This window comes from Sneathiella sp. (genome assembly GCF_029233945.1).
GTDB lineage: Bacteria > Pseudomonadota > Alphaproteobacteria > Sneathiellales > Sneathiellaceae > Sneathiella.
Map to the genome: position 1 here is coordinate 58,600 of NZ_JARGOQ010000011.1, position 18,111 is coordinate 76,710.

General features: G+C 55.0%; 21 protein-coding genes. 19 read left to right on the forward strand and 2 right to left on the reverse strand.

Annotated elements, in window-relative coordinates; translation table 11 throughout:
- Positions 1-5: 5 nt before the first annotated feature.
- Genes P1U71_RS05655 through P1U71_RS05735 form a run of 17 tightly spaced genes read left to right on the forward strand, consistent with a single transcriptional unit; the run spans position 6 to position 14,657 of the window.
- On the forward strand, positions 6-740 hold the full coding sequence (locus tag P1U71_RS05655; RefSeq protein ID WP_301104586.1) for a beta-ketoacyl synthase chain length factor: 735 nt from the start codon (positions 6-8) through the stop codon (positions 738-740).
- Positions 733-1,506 carry a 1-acyl-sn-glycerol-3-phosphate acyltransferase gene (locus P1U71_RS05660; protein ID WP_301104587.1) on the forward strand — a complete coding sequence of 258 codons (774 nt, stop codon included), beginning with the start codon at positions 733-735 and terminating at the stop codon, positions 1,504-1,506. The genes P1U71_RS05655 and P1U71_RS05660 overlap by 8 nt, the downstream gene beginning before the upstream one ends.
- Positions 1,499-1,768, forward strand: coding sequence for a phosphopantetheine-binding protein (locus P1U71_RS05665; RefSeq protein WP_301104588.1), 270 nt, complete (start codon positions 1,499-1,501; stop codon positions 1,766-1,768). The genes P1U71_RS05660 and P1U71_RS05665 overlap by 8 nt, the downstream gene beginning before the upstream one ends.
- Positions 1,765-2,010 carry an acyl carrier protein gene (locus P1U71_RS05670; RefSeq protein ID WP_301104589.1) on the forward strand — a complete coding sequence of 82 codons (246 nt, stop codon included), beginning with the start codon at positions 1,765-1,767 and terminating at the stop codon, positions 2,008-2,010. Before P1U71_RS05665 ends, P1U71_RS05670 begins: the two co-directional genes overlap by 4 nt.
- Positions 1,991-2,569: a hypothetical protein gene (locus tag P1U71_RS05675; protein WP_301104590.1), complete on the forward strand. Its 579-nt coding sequence runs from the start codon at positions 1,991-1,993 to the stop codon at positions 2,567-2,569. Before P1U71_RS05670 ends, P1U71_RS05675 begins: the two co-directional genes overlap by 20 nt.
- 3 nt (positions 2,570-2,572) lie before the next feature.
- A complete protein-coding gene (locus P1U71_RS05680; protein WP_301104591.1) occupies positions 2,573-3,937 on the forward strand; it encodes an AMP-binding protein in 1,365 nt (454 codons plus the stop codon).
- A 3-nt stretch (positions 3,938-3,940) separates the two neighbouring features.
- Positions 3,941-4,330, forward strand: a complete 390-nt coding sequence (locus tag P1U71_RS05685; protein ID WP_367281133.1) for a thioester dehydrase — start codon at positions 3,941-3,943, stop codon at positions 4,328-4,330.
- Entirely contained in the window at positions 4,327-6,027 is a 1,701-nt protein-coding gene (locus P1U71_RS05690) for a glycosyltransferase (RefSeq protein WP_301104592.1), read from the forward strand. The genes P1U71_RS05685 and P1U71_RS05690 overlap by 4 nt, the downstream gene beginning before the upstream one ends.
- Positions 6,024-6,434: a thioesterase family protein gene (locus P1U71_RS05695; protein WP_301104593.1), complete on the forward strand. Its 411-nt coding sequence runs from the start codon at positions 6,024-6,026 to the stop codon at positions 6,432-6,434. The genes P1U71_RS05690 and P1U71_RS05695 overlap by 4 nt, the downstream gene beginning before the upstream one ends.
- The gene (locus P1U71_RS05700; protein WP_301104594.1) at positions 6,428-7,036 is read left to right on the forward strand and encodes an outer membrane lipoprotein carrier protein LolA; all 609 of its coding nucleotides are present in this window, start codon (positions 6,428-6,430) and stop codon (positions 7,034-7,036) included. The genes P1U71_RS05695 and P1U71_RS05700 overlap by 7 nt, the downstream gene beginning before the upstream one ends.
- Positions 7,033-9,357 carry an MMPL family transporter gene (locus P1U71_RS05705; protein ID WP_301104595.1) on the forward strand — a complete coding sequence of 775 codons (2,325 nt, stop codon included), beginning with the start codon at positions 7,033-7,035 and terminating at the stop codon, positions 9,355-9,357. The genes P1U71_RS05700 and P1U71_RS05705 overlap by 4 nt, the downstream gene beginning before the upstream one ends.
- A 1-nt stretch (position 9,358) precedes the next feature.
- Entirely contained in the window at positions 9,359-10,591 is a 1,233-nt protein-coding gene (locus P1U71_RS05710; RefSeq protein ID WP_301104596.1) for an NAD(P)/FAD-dependent oxidoreductase, read from the forward strand.
- Entirely contained in the window at positions 10,582-11,082 is a 501-nt protein-coding gene (locus tag P1U71_RS05715; RefSeq protein ID WP_301104597.1) for a DUF3261 domain-containing protein, read from the forward strand. The genes P1U71_RS05710 and P1U71_RS05715 overlap by 10 nt, the downstream gene beginning before the upstream one ends.
- A complete protein-coding gene (locus tag P1U71_RS05720) occupies positions 11,079-12,260 on the forward strand; it encodes a beta-ketoacyl-[acyl-carrier-protein] synthase family protein (protein ID WP_301104598.1) in 1,182 nt (393 codons plus the stop codon). The genes P1U71_RS05715 and P1U71_RS05720 overlap by 4 nt, the downstream gene beginning before the upstream one ends.
- Positions 12,257-12,679, forward strand: coding sequence for a hypothetical protein (locus P1U71_RS05725; protein WP_301104599.1), 423 nt, complete (start codon positions 12,257-12,259; stop codon positions 12,677-12,679). The genes P1U71_RS05720 and P1U71_RS05725 overlap by 4 nt, the downstream gene beginning before the upstream one ends.
- 20 nt (positions 12,680-12,699) lie before the next feature.
- Positions 12,700-13,425 (forward strand): 3-ketoacyl-ACP reductase FabG2, encoded by a 726-nt coding sequence (locus P1U71_RS05730; protein WP_301104600.1) that lies wholly within the window; start codon positions 12,700-12,702, stop codon positions 13,423-13,425.
- Positions 13,425-14,657 (forward strand): beta-ketoacyl-ACP synthase, encoded by a 1,233-nt coding sequence (locus P1U71_RS05735; RefSeq protein WP_301104601.1) that lies wholly within the window; start codon positions 13,425-13,427, stop codon positions 14,655-14,657. Before P1U71_RS05730 ends, P1U71_RS05735 begins: the two co-directional genes overlap by 1 nt.
- 3 nt (positions 14,658-14,660) lie before the next feature.
- Here the strand turns inward: P1U71_RS05735 and P1U71_RS05740 are convergent, their stop codons facing one another.
- On the reverse strand, positions 14,661-15,038 hold the full coding sequence (locus P1U71_RS05740; RefSeq protein ID WP_301104602.1) for a PilZ domain-containing protein: 378 nt from the start codon (positions 15,036-15,038) through the stop codon (positions 14,661-14,663).
- A gap of 107 nt (positions 15,039-15,145) precedes the next feature.
- Positions 15,146-15,775: a DUF6134 family protein gene (locus P1U71_RS05745; RefSeq protein WP_301104603.1), complete on the reverse strand. Its 630-nt coding sequence runs from the start codon at positions 15,773-15,775 to the stop codon at positions 15,146-15,148.
- 283 nt (positions 15,776-16,058) lie between these two features.
- Here P1U71_RS05745 and P1U71_RS05750 point away from each other — a divergent pair, with 283 nt between their 5' ends.
- Together P1U71_RS05750 and P1U71_RS05755 are read left to right on the forward strand one after the other, a co-directional pair.
- A complete protein-coding gene (locus P1U71_RS05750; RefSeq protein WP_301104604.1) occupies positions 16,059-17,876 on the forward strand; it encodes an autotransporter assembly complex family protein in 1,818 nt (605 codons plus the stop codon).
- The coding region (locus P1U71_RS05755) for a hypothetical protein (protein ID WP_301104605.1) at positions 17,876-18,111 on the forward strand (236 nt) is incomplete at its 3' end. The genes P1U71_RS05750 and P1U71_RS05755, both read left to right, overlap by 1 nt.

The window sequence follows — 18,111 nt, forward strand, 5'->3', positions numbered from 1 at the left end:
GATAAGTGGAGACCAGGGTTTCATTCACGGTTCAACGATGGTCCGCCTGGGCACCGTCACTCGATAGTCCCGAGGCTTGGCGGCTTTGGGCGGACGGCGATACCGACTTGCCGGTTGAGGAGGCCGTGCCGGATGTGCGTGACCTTCCGACGGGACTGCGCCGACGCCTATCCCGATTGGGCAAAATCGCCCTTCGTGTCGCTATGGATATCGAGACTGAAGAAACACCCCGTGTTGTTTTCAGTTCCCGCAACGGCAATGTCACGGAAATGCTGTCATTACTGAAAAGCCTGGCGGTGGAGGAGCCTATCTCCCCCACCGGCTTTGGCATGTCGGTGCATAATTCCCTTGCCGGAATGCTGTCCATCGTCAGTAAGAACCGCGCATCGCAGACGGCAATTGCCGCCGGCGGGGAAAGTCTGTGTCTGGGCCTGATAGAGGCGTTGACCTGCCTGAAAGAAGACCCGTCGGTGCCAGTGTTACTGCTGCATGCCGATGAGACGCTTCCTGATTTCTATGCGCCATTTCAGGATACCGGGGTGCCTGTTTGTGCGCTGGCGTTGCTGATTGGCGTGGCGGAGGAAGGCGAAGAGGCATACTCGCTCGGATTTTCCGGCACAGAGACACGGTCGGCGCCAGGTGATCCGCTGAAAAATTTTATCCGATTTCTTCTGCGCGGGGAGGCCGACTGGAACTGGTCCGGTGCACAAGGTGACTGGTGGTGTCGACGTCATGCTTGAGCGATTAAATTATGTCTGGCGATTGATCGGGACGGGGCTTGCCTTCACCTTCTTTGGCCTCGGCGGCATTTTCATGACGGTTTTTATTTTCACGCCCATTGCGTTTTTCACCAAGGATGAAGCGTTGCGTATTCGCCGTGTACGCAAAACCATCTATTACGCCTTTCGGCTTTTCGTTTATATGCTGCGGGTCGGTGGTATTATTGATTCCCGTTTCCACGATACCGAAAGGCTGAAGGATGTGCGCGGGGCTCTTATTGTTGCCAATCATCCATCCTTACTGGATACGGTTTTTCTGATGTCGCGGATGCCTGAGGTGCAATGTATCGTCAAGCATGAGCTCTGGAACAATACCTATCTTGGCGGTGTAATGCGCGCGGCGGGCTACATCCGCAATGATGGGGATGCGGAAATGATGCTGGCGCAGTGCGAGAAGGCCTTGAAGAACGGGCAGAATATTCTGGTTTTCCCGGAAGGGACGCGGTCGGTGCCGGGGCAGGCGCTTAAATTTCAGCGCGGGGTTGCCAATATCGCGACGCATTTCAGCGCCCCGATCCAACTGGTGACTATCATATGTAAACCGTCAACACTGGCGAAAGGCAGCCCCTGGTATGCTATCCCGCCGCGTCAGGCCCGTTTTGATATTACCTTTGACGAACAACTGGACATGACAGATTATCTAAGGCATGAACCGAGGTCATTGAAGGTACGCAAGCTCACGCGGGAGCTGGAGCAATATTATATTGGAAAACTTTGCAATGAATGATTTTGAATTGGAAATTAAGAAACTGGTGATCAAGACTCTGAACCTTGAGGATATTACGCCGGAGGAGATTGACAGCGAGGAGCGGCTGTTCGTCGATGGGCTGGGGCTCGATTCAATCGATGCACTGGAACTCGGTGTTGCCATCCAGAAAACCTACGGCATTAAAATTAATAGCAAAAATGATGATTTGAAGGAGCATTTCGCTTCTGTGCGCAGCCTCGCCCGCTTCATTACATCCGAAAGGAAGGAATTGGGGGCATGACCCGCGACGAGATTTACGAAAAACTTCGCGAGTATCTTGAAGATATGTTCGAGGTACCGCCAGAACTGATTTCAGAGGATGCCCAGCTTTATGAGGATCTGGATCTGGATAGCATCGATGCAGTGGATCTGGTCGTCAAGCTACAGGATTTGACGGGAAAGAAAATCCCGCCGGACGAATTTCGAACGGTGCGATCCGTGGGTGATGTGGTGGACCGGGTCCATGCCCTTTTGGCGGCGTAAAGCGAGACCGCTGGACCTTCTGCTCGTCCTGATCAGTCTCGCATACCCGTTTGTCGTTTATTTTGGCCTGATGCATTTTTCTCCCCTGACAGTCGGATTGGCGCTTGTGACCTTCCTGCTCCTGCGTCTTCTGTTACAGCGTCAGCGGCGGGCCCAGCGATCGGAATTTGGTATTTACGTGGCGGTCATTGTGGCGATTGTCCTGCTGCTGACAGTAAACGAGTTGTTGGCGATCAAGGCTTATCCGGTTTTGATCAGCCTTTCCTTCGCCGTTGTCTTTGGCTATTCTTTGGTCAATCCCCCGCCGATTATCGAACGCTTTGCCCGGATGATGGAGGGAGACCTTGATGCCCGTGCAATACGCTATACCCGCAATGTTACCGTGGCGTGGGTTGTTTTTTTTCTCCTCAATGCCGCCATTTCCCTCTGGACCGCACTTTATGCTGACCTTGAAACCTGGGCCGTCTATAACGGTTTCATATCCTATATCCTGATTGGCCTGATGTTTGGCGGCGAATATATTCTTCGCCAGTTTGTGAAACGTAAAAAAGTGAGTTGAGCGTTGTTTATCCCGTTATCACAGCTACTGACCTCTGACCGGGAGGGTGCGACACCGGTGGCCCGTGTTTCCGGTAGGATCAAGACGTTCGGCGATTTCCATGCCGAGGCAGAGGATATTTGTGCCCGGATAAAGGAGCAGAAAATAGAAGAGGTAGTACTCGCAACGACGAGCAGCTATGCCTTCGCAACCGGCTTTCTGGCGGCGCTTCAGGCCGATTGCCGCATCACCGTGCCGCCAAATGCCCTGCCGGGAATGCTGGCGCATTTTGTGGGCGGGACTTGCCCTCTTCTTTCCGATATTAATGGGGCGGGAGGGGTGCATCAGATTTTGATCGATGGCTCCCAAGGGGCGACTTTCACGTTCAAGGAGCTTGATCCCGATCGCTCTTTCCTGGATTTCTATACCTCGGGTTCCACGGGCATGCCAAAACGGGTGCCCAAGACGCTTGCGCAAATCGATAATGAACTCATTGTCCTCAATCAGAGATGGGGCGAAGAACTGGCAGGAGCCGTGACACTCGGGACTGTCAGTCACCAGCATATCTTCGGTCAGTATTTCAAGCTCTTCCTTCCGCTGTGTGAGGGCCGACTGTTCTTCCCGCAGACCTTCGAGATATGGGAGGAATTACTGGCTGCCGCCCCGCCCGGGTCCTGTTTCGTTTCCAGCCCGGCGCATTTGACGCGCATTCCGCCCTTTGATCCTCTGCCGGAAGAGACGCGGGCACCGGTGATCTTCACTGCTGGTGGCCCGCTCCCGTTTGACGCAGCGCAGGATGCCCGCATGAAGTTTGGCCCGCTACCGACGGAGGTTTTCGGCAGCACCGAAACAGGCGGTATTGCCCATCGTCAGCAGGAGAACCCGCGCACGCCCTTCACGCCGCTTCCCGGTATGCAGACCCGGATTGATGCGCAAGGGCTGCTCAGTGTGAAATCCAACTACACCGACGGTGAAGACTGGGATACCACCAATGATATTGTCGAACGGTTCGATGACGGAAGTTTTATCTTGGCGGGGCGTGCCAATCAGTTTGTCAAAATCGAAGGAAAGCGCATTTCCCTTGTCGAGATTGAAAAATATCTCAACCAGTCGGAAATTGTCGCCGGGTCGGCGGTATTTATCCTGAAAGAAGAGATAGAGACCCTTGTCGCGGTCGTTGAGCTAAGTCCTTCCGGCTGGCATCAACTTCTGGAAACCGGTGCCTTTCGTCTGGGCCGCACGCTGAGAAGGGAACTCTCCCCCTATCTTGAAAATGCGGCTCTGCCGCGGCGCTGGCGGTTTGTCAAGCAGCTGCCGGTCAATACGCAGGGAAAACGGCAGCAATCTGAATTGAATGAACTATTTGCCGGTCCCGGTGGGCCGGACTAAACTGTGCCGGACATGACAGAAAACGCCGATATAAAATGGTCCGATACATCGCATTCGCCGGAAATACGCGCAGAGCGGCGCGAGGGGGATGTGATCGAGTTTGATCTCTTCGTGGACGCCAAGCTGTTCCAGTTTCAGGGGCATTTTCCGAATGAACCGGTGCTGCCCGGCGTTGCCCAGATTGATTGGGCCGTGCGGCTCGGCCGCGAACATTTCGACCTTTCCGGGACCATAACACGCTTGGGTCAGCTAAAATTCTCAAAGCTTATCGTCGCAGACAGCCAAATTCTGCTCCGTCTGGAATGGAATGAGGAGAAGCAGCGCCTGCTGTTCTCCTACAAGGAGGGGGAGGAAACCTGCTCCTCAGGCTTTTTCGAACTGACGGCGCAATGAGTTTTTCCCTTGCGGCCATCGTGCCGAGTTATAATCACTATCGCCATATCGAAAAGGTGATCGATGCGCTGAAGGGGCAGGGGCTTCGCGTTTTTATCATTGATGACGGCAGTCAGGAACCGGCGAAATCCACGCTTGAGAAATTGCATGATCCTGAACAGGGAGTAACCCTTCACCGGCAGCCGCAAAATGCGGGTAAAGGGGCGGCGGTCATGGCTGGATTTCGCCTCGCGGTGGCGGAAGGCTTTTCCCATGCCCTGCAGATCGACGCGGATGGGCAGCATGAAGTCGCGGCTCTCCCTGCGCTCATTGAGCTCGCGACCTTGCATCCTGATGCGCTTATCAGCGGTCAGCCGATTTACGACGCGTCAATCCCGACATCGCGGAAATTTGCGCGCTGGATCACCCATGTCTGGGTCTGGATCGAGACACTTTCGATGCGCATTACCGACAGCATGTGCGGATACCGGATATATCCGCTTAAAGCGGCGATTGAGGTGATCGATCAGGAGCGGGTGGGGCATTATATGGATTTCGACACCGAGATTATGGTGCGGATGCATTGGCGCGGCGCCCTGGTTAAAATGTTGCCGATCCATGTCACCTATCCAGAGGACAATATCTCCAATTTCCGGCTTGGGGTGGACAATTGGCTGATCACAAAGATGCATACGCGGCTCGTGTTCGGGATGATCGCGCGGGTGCTGCAGATATTGCGCGACCGGCGAGGCGAGGCACAAGAGCCGCGCCATTGGGGCCGAATTGGGGAGCGAGGGGCCGCGCTTGGCCTTAAATTTCTTTTCTCCCTCTATCGGATCGCCGGGCGACGGCTTTGCTGGTATGCGATGCAGCCGGTGCTTCTCTATTTTTTTGTAACCGGCCGGGAACAACGCAGTGCCTCCCGCACCTATTGGAGGCGTCTTTATGCGACGAAGGGAGAGACGCAGGAGCCGAACTTGCGTCAAATCTGGCGGCATTATCGCTCCTTTGGATCGATGGCGCTTGATAAGCTGGCGGCCTGGATCGGGGATATCCGCATCTCTGATATCGTTGAGGGTGATCTGGTAGAACTGGATAGGCTGGCGAAGCGAAAGCCCGGAATTGTGATCATAACATCCCATCTTGGCAATGTGGACATACTGCGTGCCGTTGGTGCATCGCGCGGGGTAGATAACATCACCGTCTTCGCCCATACTCGCAACGCCGTCCTGTTTAACCAGATCCTGAGCGAGGCTAATCCGGCGGCGACAGTTGATATCATGGAGGTGCAGGATATCGGCCCTGCCACCCTGATCGAGCTGGAGGAGAAGCTGGCGGCAGGCAACTGGATCGTGATCGCGGGGGACCGGATCCCGCTGGAAGGCGGCAAGCGCATTCGAAGCGTTGATTTTCTGGGCAAGCCCGCGCCTTTTTCCGAAGGGGCCTGGATTATCGCGGCGTTGCTCGGCAGTCCGGTCTATGCGCTGCATTGTCTGCAAGAGGGAGAGAAATACCGCATCCTCTTTGACAAGATCACCGATCACGTCAAGCGCGGCCGTCCGCCAAATGACGGGCTAGAGGTACCCATGCGGGAATATGCACGTATTTTGCAGGAAAATTGCCTAAAATATCCGGAACAATGGTACAATTTCTACGACTTCTGGTCGGTTCCGGGGCAGGAATCTATATCGGATAGAAATATCAAGGAAACAATATGATATCGGCTGATATTACTATTAAATGTCAATTCTATGATCTCGATCCGATGGGGATTGTCTGGCACGGAAACTATGCGCGCTTTTTTGAGCAGGCACGTTGCGCCCTGCTCGACAAGATGGATTACAACTACATGCAGATGAACGAGAGCGGCTTCGCCTGGCCAATCGTCGATATGCGCATCAAATATATCCGTCCGATCCGCTTTGGCCAGGAAGTAAAGGTCACCGCCGAGCTAGTCGAATATGAAAACCGCCTCAAAATCAATTACGAAGTGAGGGATATTGATACGGATGAGAGGCTGACCCGGGGATTTACAATTCAGGTGGCGATTGATAAGAACTCCGAGGAAATGTTGTTCCAGTCACCACCCATTCTGTACAAGAAAGTTGAAGCCCTGTTGTGTTAAGTACGATCCGCTTTCTCATATGTGCCCTGTTTATTGTGGCCATGGCGCCGGCCCATTCTGCCCCGCGGGCCCTTGGTGAGGGGGAAGCGATGATGGGGCAGTTCGTTCAGGCTCGCTACTTGCGCGGTTTTGACAGGCCGATTCTATCTGAAGGGGAGTTCTTTCTGCTGCCTCAATCGGCGCTGATCTGGCAGACGGAAAAACCCTTTTTCAGCCGCATGGTCATTGATGAGAAAGGACTCAGTCAGGGCCTGAAAGGCGCAGAGGTAACGCGCCTTAGTTTCAAACAGTTTCCGGGTTTCAAGTTGTTGCGTGATACCTTCGAGAATAGCCTGAGCGGAAACTGGCAGCCGCTTGAGGAAATGGCGGGCGCGAAGCTGCTGCCTGCGGATGGAAAATATTCGCTGCGGTTTTCCCCGAAAACAAGCGGCCTGACACTTCCTTTCGCCTATCTCAATTTCGAGATTGGTGATTTTCTGGAAACCGTCGAGATTGTGAAAAGCAATGGCGATCGTGATGTGATTACCTTCTCGGATCAACGGGTGGCGCCGGTGGCGGAAGTCAGCGCTGCGGTTGACGCCAGCAAGGAAAAGCAGCCGTGAACCGCGTCGGCCTGCTGATCTATCTTGCCCTGCTGTGTAGTGCCGTGGCGATAATCGGCTGGCGGTTGCAGGATGGTCTCCCCCTCGATACCAATATTGTTGCGATGCTCCCCCAGTCGGAAGAGGCGGAATGGGTTGCCCGGGCTGAGGCGGCGGAAAGATCGCAAGGATCGAACCAGTTGATCGTCCTTGTAGGTCATCCGGATTTTGAAACCGCCCGCAGTGCCGCACTGGATCTCGGCAAGACCCTTGAAGATAACGGCATCGTCAATTTGGCGCAGAACCAGCTGGAAAAAACGACACTGGCAAGTCTGAGCGAGTTGCTTTTCCCGCATCGCACGAGGCTGCTTAGCGAAGGGGACAGGCGCTTGCTTTCCGCCGGGCAGGAACAGGTGATTGTTGACCGGGCGATGGTGCAAATTCTCTCTCCACTGTCTCTCGCCGACGCGGAGTTGATCCGGCGTGATCCCTTCTTGCTGTTGCCGAATTATATCGCCGCAAGCACGGAGAACAGCTCAAAACTCCTGAGCCGCGCCAATGTTCTCGCGGTTGAGGAAAACGGCAAATGGTTTGTTCTGGTTCGGGGAAGGCTTGCCGGAAACCCGTTTGACAAGGGATTCCAGTCCCGTGCACGGAAGACTTTCGATGAGGTGGAGGACAAGCTTGAGAAACGCCATGGCGATGTGGAAATATTGAAAACGGGCGCAGTCTTTTATGGGGAGCATGCCTACAGACAAGCGGAGGATGAGGCCGGTTTCATCGGAATGATTTCCCTGATCGGTATTGTTATTCTGAATTTTCTCATCTTTCGGAGTTTTCATCCGCTTGCTCTCAGCCTCTTGGCCATTGCCTCAGGGATCGCGGGCGGGCTGGCGGTTACGCTTCTCTTTTTTGGAACATTGCAGCTTCTCGCGCTGGTCTTCGGCGCGGGGCTAATCGGTATTTCAGTGGATTACGCTTTTCACTACTTTTGTGAGCGATTTAATCAGGCGTCATCCGTTCCGGCGGCGCGGGCGCGGGCCATTCGTTCCGGTCTGACACTTGGGTTGGTGAGTTCGGTGCTCGGCTTTATTACCCTCGCGCTCACGCCTTTTCCGGGCCTTCAACAGATTGCACTCTTTTCTGCCTCCGGTCTGACGCTTGCCTATCTGACCGTGCTGTATGTTTTCCCCTATCTTGATCGCGCCGCGCCTTTTCGTCATGGCGAGAGATATCTCAATTTTTCGATGGCGCTTCATGATTTCTGGTGGCGCGATGGCACCCGGACGTGGCGCTGGTTGTTTGTTGCCCTGTTGGTGGGGGCGGGAATACTCGGTGCGATGCGAATAACGGTGGATGATGATGTCCGCCGCTTGCAATCCCTGCCACAGGATCTTCAGGCGGAGGAGCAGGCGATCCGTCATCTTGCGGGGATCGAGAACCAGACCCACCGGTTCTTTGTGCGAGGTTCCAACCCGGATGAGGTGTTGCAGGCCGAAGAGGCGCTCGCTCTGGATTTGGAGGCATTGCGGGCGAGCGGCATTATCGGGAGCTATCGGATGATTTCCCACTTTGTGCCCTCAAAGGCACGGCAGCTTGAAAATCAGGCGCTGGTGGAGAATTTGTTGATGCCGCATCTTGCCGGGCATATGGAGGCTATCGGACTTTCCCGGGTGGTACCCTATGAGCCGACAGACGGCGTCCTGACCATTGATCAGTTTACGGACGCCAATTTACCGGGGCTGTTCTCTCATTTGCGCATCTATAAAACGCCCGGGATCGTCGTGCATGCGGTGTCGCTCTCCGGGGTGAAGGATACGGCACCGCTCGTCAGTCTCGCCGAGAAGTCAGAGAATGTCGCCCTGATCAGCCAAGCGGATAGTCTTAGCAAGACGTTCGGTGCCTATCGTATTCGGGCGCTGATCATGCTTGCCGTCGCCTATGCTGTTGTCTGGGTGTTCCTGTCATTGCGCTATGGGTTTGTGGGGGCGTTCAAGGTTATGATCCCTTCCATGGCCGCAGTTATCCTGGCCCCCTGCCTGATCGCACTGCTCGGGGAGCCTTTTACCTTCTTCAATGCCATGTCGCTTATGCTGATCTTCGCTATTGGCCTCGACTACGCGCTCTTCAATCGGGAGGCATCGGGAAAACGTCAGCGCCGCGCCATGCTCGCGAATGGGTTATCGACCATCTCGACCTTGCTGGCGTTCGGGCTTCTGGCGCTGAGCGAGACGTTCGCCATTCATGCCTTCGGGATCACGATACTGGTCGGGATTTCACTTGCCTATATTCTGGCGCCGCGCGCCGCCGATATTGACCATCCAATGACGGAGCCTTTGTAGCATGACAGTCAGTTCCGATCATTTCGACGTCATCGTTATCGGCGCAGGGCCGGCGGGTGCGCTCGCGGCGACACGTCTTGCGCAGGAAGGGCTGAACGTCGCGATATTGGAGAAAAGTGCCTTTCCTCGCTTTGTCATCGGTGAAAGCCTGCTTCCGCAGTCGATGGTCTTCATGGAGAAGGCGGGCTTGCTGCCCCGTCTCAAGGCGGCTGGATTTCAGTATAAGGATGGAGCCAATTTTTCCGACGACAGACGGTTTAGCTCGATTAAATTCTCGGAGAAATTCTCAAGCGGACCCGCAAGCACCTATCAGGTGGAGCGGGACAAATTCGATAACCTGCTTGCCGAGGCGGCCGTGGACGCCGGCGCGGACCTTCGATTTCAGCAGGATGTGACGGCGGTCGACTTTAATGATGCGGGCGCTGTGATCGCTGGGGCGGGGCCGGAGGGAGCTTTCCGCCATACGGCCCGTTTTCTTGTTGATGCCAGCGGATATGGCCGCGTGCTGCCGCGCCTGCTGAACCTTGATACGCCATCGGATTTTCCAGTGCGTCATGCGCTCTTCACCCATGTGGAGGAACAGCTTGCGGCGCGTAATTTTGACCGTAACAAGATCCTGATTTCGATCCATCCCCGTTGCCGCGATATCTGGTTCTGGTTGATCCCGTTTGCGAACGGAAAATCCTCCGTGGGGGTGGTTGTGTCGCCAGAGGAACTCAAGAAATATCCGGGAAGTCCATCCGAAAAGCTCTGGGCGATTATCAATGAGACGGAAGAACTAAAAGACCTTCTAAGCGATGCCCGGGAATTACGTCCCGTCGGAGAGATGTCAGGATACTCGACGAAGGTTTCCCGCCTTGCCGGGCCGCAATTTGCTCTTCTTGGCAATGCCGGGGAATTTCTCGATCCGGTATTTTCTTCCGGCGTCACGGTGGCCTTCAAATCAGCGGACCTTTTGATTGATCCTTTGATGCGACAGTTAAAGGGTGAGGATGTTGATTGGGACGCAGATTTCGCCAAGCCGCTGCAAGTCGGGGTGGATTGCTTTCGCGCCTTTGTAGAAGCCTGGTACAGCGGGGAGCTGCAGGATATTATTTTCAATCCGCCGAGTGATGATAATCCGATCAAGCAGATGATTGTTTCAATCCTGGCGGGCTACGCATGGGATGAAAAGAACCCTTTTGTGACGCAAGGACCGCGATATCTGGATATGGTGGCACAGCAATGCGCATAGCGGCGTTCCTCCTCATCCTCATTGCGATGACTGCCTGTACAACCGCCCCGGAGCAGGAGGCCGAGTTTGCGCCCTGGCAACTGCCGGAGGGGCAGCCGCGCGAGGTTGTCCAGATTCTGAACGGCCGCTATGGCGACACGTCCTTCTCCTTGCAGGTTCGCATGAGCCTGACGGAGGAGAAAATGCTGATCGCCGGTCTGGATTCGCTCGGCCGTCGCGCATTCGATATTCTCTGGGATGAAAATGGTGTCCGATCCGGTAAAGCGGACTGGGTGTCCGAGGATCTTGATGCTCTTGATATCCTGAAGGTCATTGTCGCGGCCTACTGGCCGGAGGATGATCCGATGCAGGCGCAAGTGGCGGATCGCGCAGGCCAGCTGGAGATAATATATCAGAGCGGGCGGGTGAATGCCTGGAACGAAACCGTGCAAATCCGCGATTCCGAGACGGATTATGAAATGACCATTGTTTCCTACGAGTTGGCCGAATGACGGAACGCTACTATCTCAACGCTCTCGGTATGATCAATGCGCTTGGCACCGGCAAGGCGGAGATTGGCGCGCAATTATTTGCGGGCGATACCGCCGGAATGCAGCTACAGGAAGGATATCTGCTCGATCAGGCGGTCGTGGCAGGGGCCGTTCATCAAACTTTGCCGGAAATTGCGGGTAACCTTTCCAGCTATGATAGCCGCAACAACCGGATGCTGCTCGCCGCCCTGCAGGAGATAGAGGGGGATATCCGCACCGCCATCGACAGATACGGACCGGACCGGGTTGCGGTCATCCTCGGCACCAGCACTTCCGGGATCAGCGATAACGAGCCCGGTATCGCCGAGAAAGTCAAGACCGGGAGCTTTCCGGAAGTTTTCGATTATAATCGGCAGGATAATGCGTCGCTTGCGTTGTTTGCACGCGCTTATTTCGGTCTTTCCGGGCTCGCCATGACAATCTCCACGGCCTGCACCTCCAGCGCGAAGACGTTCGCGTCGGCACGGCGGATGATGGCGGCAGGTTTGTGTGATGCGGCGATTGTGGGCGGCGCCGACACACTTTGCCGACTGACGATGAATGGCTTTGCCTCCCTCGATTTGCTCTCGCCTGTGCTTTGCAATCCGTTTAGCCAAAATCGCAATGGCATTAATATCGGGGAGGGGGCCGCCGTCTTCCTGATGAGCCGGGAGCCATCACCTGTCCGCCTCGCCGGGATCGGGGAGACGTCCGATGCCTATCATATGAGCACGCCGGACCCAGAAGGGCTCGGCGCCTTAACCGCCATGCAGCAGGCGCTGGGTGAAAGCGGCTTCAATCCAGAGGATATCGCCTATCTCAATCTTCATGGTACGGCGACAGAGCTAAATGACAGTGTCGAGGCAAAGGCGGTTTATGAACTGCTGGATGCGGTTCCCTGCAGTTCAACCAAGCCGCTGACCGGACATACGCTTGGCGCGGCGGGCAGCACGGAGCTTGGCTTTCTCTGGCTCGCCCTGCGATCGGGAGAAGGGGTGCTGCCGCCGCATATCTGGGATGAGGCGGTGGATGCAGAAATACCACCGTTAAATCTTGTGCCGAAGGGGATGACTATGCCGGAGGCGCGGGCGATGATGACAAATTCCTTTGCATTCGGCGGGAACAATATTAGCGTCATCCTCAGTAAAGAGAGGGAATGATGCAACCCTGCCCCTACGATATAACGGAAATCCTCTACCATGCGCCGCCGATGATTCTGATCGACGAGGTGGAGGCCTATAGCGAGATGGAGGTTTCCTCCGTTGTGGAGATTACAGCGGACAGCCCGTTCCTCGAAAAGGGCACCGTGCCGGCCTATGTGGGGATTGAGTATATGGCGCAATCCATCGCCGCCTATAGCGGTATCAAGGCGCGGAACGCCGATGAGGAAGTGAAAATCGGATATCTTGTTAGCACCCGGACCATGACCCTTTCCTGTCCTTCCTTTGCGATTGGTGACAGGCTGAAAGTGAAAGTCGCGCTTGTCTACGACGAGACACCCATGGCGGTCTTCGACGGAACGATCCACCGGGCGGAAGAGCTTGTCGCCAAAGCCCGGCTTAATGTATATCAACCTTAAAAAAATTCGCGTGAGAATGAATGCAAAATAGAATTCTAGTGACGGGCGCAAGTGGCGGTATTGGACGGGCGATTGCGCTCCGGCTTGCTCAGGACGGGTTTGAGATTGTCGCCCATTGCGGCCGCAACCGTGACGCCGGAATGCAGACCGTTGACCTTATCGAGGCGGCGGGCGGCACGGCACGGCTGGTCCAATTCGATATTGCCGATCGGGATCAGTGCCGCGATCTACTGGAGGCGGATGTCGAAGAGTTTGGCGCCTTTTATGGCGCGGTCCTGAATGCGGGCATTACCCGCGATACCGCCTTTCCGGCGATGACCGATGACGACTGGGATGCCGTCATTCATACCAATCTTGATGGCTTTTACAATGTGCTAAAGCCCATTACCATGCCGATGGTATCGGCCCGAAAGGGCGGGCGGATTGTGGTTATGTCATCAGTTTCGGGGGAAATGGGCAATCGTGGGCAAGTGAATTACAGTGCGTCCAAATCCGGCCTGATCGGCGCTGCAAAAGCGCTTGCACTTGAACTCGCCAAACGCAAGATCACAGTCAACTGCGTGGCACCGGGCTTGATAGAATCGGCGATGACAGATGACCTGCCGCTTGACGAGATTATGAAAATGATCCCGCTGCGCCGCCTTGGCGATGTCGATGAGGTGGCGGCGACAGTGTCCTTTTTATGCTCTGACGGCGCGGCTTATATCACGCGGCAGGTGATCTCGGTAAATGGAGGAATGGCGTAATGCAGCGCGTTGTTGTCACGGGTATGGGCGGGGTAACCTCCCTTGGTGAAGACTGGAGTACGATCTCCGCGAAGATGCGCGCCGGGAAGACCGGTATCCGGCGGATGGAAAGCTGGGACTTTTATGATGGCCTCAATACCCGGCTTGCCGGCCCGGTGGAGGGGTTCAATATCGACAAACGATATTCGAGGAAGGCACTTCGCAGTATGGGGCCGGTTTCGAAAATGGCGGTTTATGCGACGGAGCGGGCGCTGGAGATGGCCGGCCTTCTGGAGGATCCGGTTTTGAAATCCGGCAAGATGGGGGTGGCCTATGGATCGTCCTTCGGGAGCACGAAACCTGTGGTCGCCTTTACCGACCTCATGCGGGATGGCCATTCCCGCGACCTGACGGCGACCAGCTATGTCAAGATGATGAGCCATACGACGGCCGTTAATATCGGCGTGTTCTATGGCCTGTCCGGGCGGGTTATTCCAACCTCCAGCGCCTGTACGTCGGGAAGTCAGGGCATTGGCTATGCCTATGAGGCGATCAAATACGGGATGCAGGATTTGATGGTGGCCGGCGGGGCGGAGGAACTTTGCCCGACCATGGCCGCAGTATTTGATACGCTTTATGCCACCAGCATCAAGAACGATACACCGCATCTGTCGCCGCGTCCGTTTGACAAGGACCGGGACGGTCTTGTGATCGGGGAGGGGGCTGCAACGCTTGTGCTGGAATCTTACGACCACGCTGTGGCGCGTGGTGCGACGATACTGGCCGAGATCGTCGGGTTTTCCACCAACTCCGATGGTCGCCATATCACTAACCCAACACAGGCCACGATGGAGGTCGCTATGCAGGGCGCACTCGATAATGCCTCTCTGTCGGCGTCGGATATAGATTTCATCAGCGGCCACGGCACCGCGACGGAGCAGGGGGATATCGCCGAATCCCATGCAACCGATAAGGTGATGGGTGCGGACATCCCGATCCATTCCCTCAAAAGCTATTTCGGGCACAGCCTGGGTGCCTGCGGCTCGATTGAGGCCTGGCTCGGCATTGAGATGATGCGGGAGGGGTGGTTCGCACCGACAGCCAATCTCGAGACGGTGGATGACGCCTGCGCCGATATTGACTATGTGATGGGGTCAGGACGGAAAGTTGCCGTTCGTCATCTGATGAGCAACAACTTTGCCTTCGGCGGTATCAACAGTTCGTTGATTTTCCGGAACGCCGCAGAGGTTTGATATTTAATGCACCGGGTTGGGATCGAGAGAGATACCCGGTAGGGCACCGTTCACCGTATTGAAAATAAACTCCGGCGGATCGACAAAGCTGAGCCCCACAATATGGCCGTTTTGCCAAACGAGATTGCAGTTGAAGGCCCCGAAACGCGGGACTTCCAGGATAACATCGTTGGTTGGACGGAAATCCTGCTTCGTCTGGAACCGCGCGCCGCTGACCGACATATCGCGCACCACGCCCGGCACAGTTTGTTCGTTGCCCATCAGACGGGCACCCCAGAGCAAGGACAGCTTGCCATTCCACATGACCGTCTTGCGTCTATACTTCCGTTTGTCTAATCCGGAAGCGCCTGCATCATTCTGTTCCGAAATCGTTCTACCCAATCTGACTGTTGCTTGTTTGATTACTATAAACGAGAAGCGAGTAAATCGAAAAGAGATTAATATGGATTAAAAAACTCCCGTCAATTTAAGTCAAAATTGCTGCGTTTTTAATCCAGGATAACCGTTACCTGACGGCCGGAGACGTCATATTCGCCCTTGACGAATTCCTTGTTCCCATCGAACCAGAGTTTCGCTTCCCAGTCGCCGGTGAAGGTGAATTTTTCGGTTTCGATATTCTTGCCGTTGATCTTGACCGTCTCGGCCTCCTTCGCGATCTTGACGTTGAGAAGGTCAAAATCAACGATATTGAAAAGGAGGGTATTGTCAGTGATGCTGTAATGCCAGGGGGACGTGGGAAAGGCGTTCAGCGGGAGGGTCAGGTCCTTGCCATTATAGGTCGCTTTAAAATCTTCCATGTTGCGGGTGAGAGAGATTTCATGGGCGGTGCCGTCATCATCGGTCTTGCCGTCCATTTTCTGAAGTTCTCCGCTTGACCAGCTTTCCTTCAAATTCTGGGTAAATCCATAGACTTCCATACCCAGGAATGAGACAGAGGCGTTGGCACTCATTTCCTCAATCTCGCCCTTTTCATTGCGGATTGTCGTCAGATGCACTTGGCCGATCTTGTCATCTTTAAGATAGACCGAGGCAAATTGGTTTTTCTGAACCTTCTCGGCGAGCGCAGCACCGGGAAGCAGGGCAGTTAAAATGATCAGGGTCGCTATGGCGCGCAACATTATCCTTCTCCTTAAATGACAACAGTATTATACAGCCCGGCGGGGGCATTTCCCGAAGAATCGTTGAATATTTTTATCCATGCACCAAGGGTTTCATTTTCTATTTGGCTGGATAACGAAATAACACTTCTTTTCCCTCTTGTCGGAGCCTTTTATCGAGTCGCGACCTAGACTCTGTGGTAGGGGAACATTAGGTTACAGATAACATATTATGATGCAAAGAACGAGCTTTGACCCATGCCCGGGGCGCATTTCCCGGCTTTTTCCGAGATATTGAGCCTTGTTGTCCAATTCAAATAAGAATGTATGTCTGTTGCTCCTGATGGGGGTGGCTCTATCGTTAATGGTCGCGGCCCCTGCGCCCGCGGCGGAGAGCGATCCAGTGACAACAGCCGAGACGGATTTAAGCTATGAGGTCAAAATCAATGGTGCACCGACGGATTCCGTAATGGAGCTGATGGAGCAATCCTCCCGTCTTGAGCAGCTTGAAGACAAACTCCCGCCGAGCTTGGCGGCATTGCGCCGACGTGCGGAAGTCGATGTTGAAGGGTTTAAAAAAGTTCTCCGTTCGGAGGGATATTACGCCAATGAGGTGGAGTTGAAGATAGATAACAAGCAGCAGCCCATCGCCATTACCTTTGATATCACACCGGGGCCGCTGTTTCGGATCACGAAGTTCGATATCCATTTCTCCAAAGGAAAAGATATTCCCACCGCGCCGACACTCGCTGATCTGGATATTGAGGTCGGAATGCCGGCCCGGTCAGAGCCTGTCGTCAATGCGGGAACCCAGATAATAGTCAACCTCGCCAATCGCGGTTTTCCCGATGCGACCATCGCCGAGCAGGAGGCTATTGTCGATTTCGCGACCGACGGCATGGAGGTGACCCTGACCATTGATGCGGGTCCGCGTCTTTATATGGGCGAACTCAGGCTGGAGGGGCTGGAGGAAGTAGACGAGAACTATATCCGGCGACTTGCCGAATGGCAGACCGGAAAGCTTTATGATACCCGCGTTCTCGATGACTTGAGGCGGCGCTACCTGAGGAGCGGACTGTTTGACAGCGTCCGCCTGAAGTCCCGCGAGGCGGATCAGCCGGACAGCACCGTTCCGATTACCTTGGTTTTCGTGGAGCGGGATCGGCGGTCCGTTGGTGTCGGCGCGAGCTTCTCGACTAGTGAGGGCTTCGGGACGCAGTATTACTGGGAAAACCGCAATTATTTCGGGGAAGGGGAGAAACTCCGGGCCGACCTCACAATCGCGGAAATCCGCCGCGAGTTGAAACTTACCTTCGTAAAGCCCAATTTCGTCAAAATTGACCAGAATTTGAATGCGAATTTCGATATTCGTAACGAAACTACAGATGCCTATGATGAAGACTCGGTCTCCGCCTTTATCGGGTTGGACAGGCGCTGGCGTAAAAAGTGGGTAGTCGGGGCGGGTGTTTCCGCTGAATTTGCAAAAATTGACGATAGCGGAGTGACCGAGAATTACGCGCTTGCCGGGCTGCCGCTGACGGCGCGGTATGACTCGACAAATGATTTACTGGATCCGACGACAGGTCGCCGTTTCGCCGCATCTCTGGTGCCTTATCTCGGGCTCAATGACGATACACCCGATTTTATCCGGTTCGAGATGGATGGCTCCACCTATTATTCCGTGCTGGAGAAGGACCGTCTGGTGCTGGCGGCGCGCGGTAAGCTCGGCCTGATGGCGGGGGACAGCGCAGGCGCGATCCCGGCAAACAAACGCTTTTACGCAGGTGGCGGCGGTTCTGTGCGAGGCTATAAATACCAGACTGTCGGCCCACTCGATGCCAGTAATGACCCCATTGGCGGACGGTCCTTGCTGGAGGTTGGATTTGAGGCACGGACCCGCATCACGGACAGTATCGGCCTTGTCCCTTTTATCGAGGGCGGTAATGTCTATGAGAGTATGGCGCCGGATTTCTCCGGGGAGTTTCTCTGGGGCGCCGGTCTCGGCTTTCGTTATTATACGGCGATTGGACCGATCCGCTTCGATGTCGCGGTACCGCTGAACCGGCGCAAGAATGTCGATGACGCCTATCAGTTCTATATCAGTATCGGTCAGGCATTCTGATGACACGCAAGAAGCTTATCGCGGCGATTATCTGCGCGCCTTTCCTGATCCTGTTGCTTATCATTGCGGGCGGTTACGCATTTTTGCAACTGGACAGCGGTCGCGCGTTGCTGGTCTCCCAAATTGAGAAGGCCGCCTCGACCCCCGGTGAGCTTGAGTTGAAACTCGGGCCGCTGGACGGCAATATTTTTGGCGATTTTTCCCTCAAGGAAGTGCGCCTTCGGGACGCAAAGGG

Coding starts and splice junctions, on each gene's coding strand:
- P1U71_RS05660 (WP_301104587.1), top strand. CDS start 733: ATGCTTGAGCGATTAAATTATGTCTGGCGATTGATCGGGACGGGGCTT.
- P1U71_RS05665 (WP_301104588.1), top strand. CDS start 1,499: ATGAATGATTTTGAATTGGAAATTAAGAAACTGGTGATCAAGACTCTG.
- P1U71_RS05670 (WP_301104589.1), top strand. CDS start 1,765: ATGACCCGCGACGAGATTTACGAAAAACTTCGCGAGTATCTTGAAGAT.
- P1U71_RS05675 (WP_301104590.1), top strand. CDS start 1,991: ATGCCCTTTTGGCGGCGTAAAGCGAGACCGCTGGACCTTCTGCTCGTC.
- P1U71_RS05690 (WP_301104592.1), top strand. CDS start 4,327: ATGAGTTTTTCCCTTGCGGCCATCGTGCCGAGTTATAATCACTATCGC.
- P1U71_RS05695 (WP_301104593.1), top strand. CDS start 6,024: ATGATATCGGCTGATATTACTATTAAATGTCAATTCTATGATCTCGAT.
- P1U71_RS05710 (WP_301104596.1), top strand. CDS start 9,359: ATGACAGTCAGTTCCGATCATTTCGACGTCATCGTTATCGGCGCAGGG.
- P1U71_RS05715 (WP_301104597.1), top strand. CDS start 10,582: ATGCGCATAGCGGCGTTCCTCCTCATCCTCATTGCGATGACTGCCTGT.
- P1U71_RS05720 (WP_301104598.1), top strand. CDS start 11,079: ATGACGGAACGCTACTATCTCAACGCTCTCGGTATGATCAATGCGCTT.
- P1U71_RS05725 (WP_301104599.1), top strand. CDS start 12,257: ATGATGCAACCCTGCCCCTACGATATAACGGAAATCCTCTACCATGCG.
- P1U71_RS05730 (WP_301104600.1), top strand. CDS start 12,700: ATGCAAAATAGAATTCTAGTGACGGGCGCAAGTGGCGGTATTGGACGG.
- P1U71_RS05735 (WP_301104601.1), top strand. CDS start 13,425: ATGCAGCGCGTTGTTGTCACGGGTATGGGCGGGGTAACCTCCCTTGGT.
- P1U71_RS05745 (WP_301104603.1), bottom strand. CDS start 15,775: ATGTTGCGCGCCATAGCGACCCTGATCATTTTAACTGCCCTGCTTCCC.